4 protein-coding genes are annotated in these 2213 nt (G+C 35.7%); all 4 read right to left on the reverse strand.

Annotated features, from left to right (window positions below):
• Positions 1-80: 80 nt before the first annotated feature.
• Complete coding sequence (locus T489_RS15035; RefSeq protein ID WP_157608267.1) at positions 81-305, reverse strand: hypothetical protein; 225 nt, start codon at positions 303-305, stop codon at positions 81-83.
• 60 nt (positions 306-365) lie between these two features.
• Positions 366-566: a hypothetical protein gene (locus T489_RS0112175; protein ID WP_031580286.1), complete on the reverse strand. Its 201-nt coding sequence runs from the start codon at positions 564-566 to the stop codon at positions 366-368.
• Between the two features lie 504 nt (positions 567-1070).
• Complete coding sequence (locus T489_RS0112185; RefSeq protein ID WP_157608268.1) at positions 1071-1862, reverse strand: OmpA/MotB family protein; 792 nt, start codon at positions 1860-1862, stop codon at positions 1071-1073.
• A gap of 45 nt (positions 1863-1907) precedes the next feature.
• The gene (locus T489_RS0112190; protein ID WP_031580288.1) at positions 1908-2156 is read right to left on the reverse strand and encodes a hypothetical protein; all 249 of its coding nucleotides are present in this window, start codon (positions 2154-2156) and stop codon (positions 1908-1910) included.
• Between the last annotated feature and the right edge of the window lie 57 nt (positions 2157-2213).

The following is a 2213-nucleotide window of genomic DNA, read 5'->3' on the forward strand; positions in this document are numbered from 1 at the left end:
AAGAAAAATTACTGGAAGAAAACGATAAATAGGTATAATCTCATGGTGTCAACTTTTACTCGTTTTTAGTGTCAACAAATTTACTCGTTTAACAATTCTTTTATGTAGTCGGGAGTTGTATTGTTCTTTCTACCTGTTAATGAAGCCTTTTCTCCGCTAATGTTTTTAAAGATATGTCCGCAATTAGGACAACATGAATCCTTTCCAGGAATATAATCCCTTCTTCCGCAATCATAACAAGGAATTTTGAGCAGCTCACGCTTGTTTATGATGGAAATATAACCTATTGTCTTTCCATGCTTCATAAAATAAACGAAGTCACCATGATGAATTACCTTGTTCCCGAGATGTTCAGCAGTAACACGCTATTCTTTGACTACGTTCTTCAGATTTTTGGTATCAGAAATTTCCTGAATATAACCGAAACCTTTTTCCTGATCGTAAAACTTTACTCTGCCTGTATAGGAATATAAATCTAACTGATTAGTGCAGTTTGATTTGCCGCTAGCATATTTCTTTGTAAAATCGTAATTGGTTGACGCCGATGACAGTTTTGTAGTACCCATAAATTTTAATTCTGCTATGTTATTTTTTATCGCTTATTATAATATAATTAAAAATTTGAATCGGAAGAGCTTTTTGAGTATGGTATGGTATGGTATGCTCTGCTCTGTATTTACCCAGCATAAGCACAATACCGACAAATAAAAAACATACATCTTCCGGTTTTCAAAAAACTGACCAATCATAGGATTACAAAGTCTGGGCAAAATGCACGCCACCTGTCTGGATATTGATTTTCAAGGCATCCGTTCAAGGAGGTTGTTTCATATTGTCTACAGAACTATTTTTTTATTTCAGGAATAATATTTTCCATGAATAATCTCTTAATGACATCAGGTTCAAGACTCTGTTGTCTGTTACTTATGTGGAAACATGAATTACGATTATTTTTAACCTGTTCCCAGTTTTCTTGCCGATAAACGATTGGCATATCAATGCAATTATCAAATCTTCTTTGTTTTTCCTAAAGATTTCATCTGCTGTCAGTATATATTTTTTTGTGGCTGTTATCTGATTATATTTTTAAATTCTTCAGGAGTAGTTGATTTAGGAATAAAACGTATGTCTATACGTCTGTTAATTCTGTCATCGCTGTAGGAAACCGGTCTTGAGGAAGCATAACCGCTCACGGAAAAGATTTTTTTGTTTTCAGTGTTTTTTAGATTCAGAAAATAACATTCTTTTAAATTGGAATACCTTAATTTTTGACAATTGCCATTTTCCTGTTCATCAAAATCCAATCCTGTAAATTTTTCCCAGAACTCTATGGCGCGAAGAGAAGACAGTCCCCAGTTTCCCTTCAGAGTGTTGTTGTTATACGGATCCTTATCTGTATGACCTTCAATAAAGACCGTATTCAGTGATTTGAGTTCCTCCGGCCTGGAAGTAAAGGTTCGGTACACAGCCTCGGAAATTATTCTTACATTGGTACCGTCTTTGATCAGATAGCTGCCTTTCTCAAATCCCAGGGTGGAATTATTGATATGAATTACGAAATTATCGTAATCCACGTCTACGGATACTCTCTTTCCATCAAGATCCGTTTTAATGCTTTTCAATAACTCTACGACATTGTTTCTATGTTTAACCAGAGCATTGTCTATTCTATTTTTCTGCTGCTCTAATTCATTTTTTTCCTGTCTGATATCCTCTATTTCCCTAATCGAATCATTAATTCGTACTATCAGGGTACAAATCAGAATAATAAAAATCAGCAGCAGACCTGTCATGATGTCCGTATACGACATCCAGTTGTCAGATCCTACAACCTCACCCGTTGTTCGCTTTGTTCTATGCAATTCATACTCCTTGAATTATCATTTAGGCTCTGCAGATTGTTAACCTTAAACTTCGTTTAAACACCTTTCTATCCTGTTCTTTACACTGACATCCGAAACCAGATTTGCCACAAATTCCCTGTCGCCCGAGGAAAGATCAGGTTTCATGCCGTGATTTTTCTGGTAAAGAACCTGATTTAACAGCAGACAGGCCAGTTCTTTTCTGAATTTCGGAAGAATCTGCCAGGTATCAACATTACGCTGCTTCAGGGAATTGATGGACGTAATGTGATTTAGTAGGCCAGCTTTAACCAAATTACTTTACCATCGTTAACCAAATAGTTTACCACCTCTAACTTAATTATCAGGCCA

The sequence above is a fragment of the Ruminobacter sp. RM87 genome (genome assembly GCF_000701925.1).
GTDB lineage: Bacteria > Pseudomonadota > Gammaproteobacteria > Enterobacterales > Succinivibrionaceae > Ruminobacter > Ruminobacter amylophilus.

Bases quoted from the DNA above. Each gene is read 5' to 3' on its own strand.
- T489_RS15035 (WP_157608267.1), bottom strand. From the start codon at position 305: ATGAAGCATGGAAAGACAATAGGTTATATTTCCATCATAAACAAGCGT.
- T489_RS0112175 (WP_031580286.1), bottom strand. From the start codon at position 566: ATGGGTACTACAAAACTGTCATCGGCGTCAACCAATTACGATTTTACA.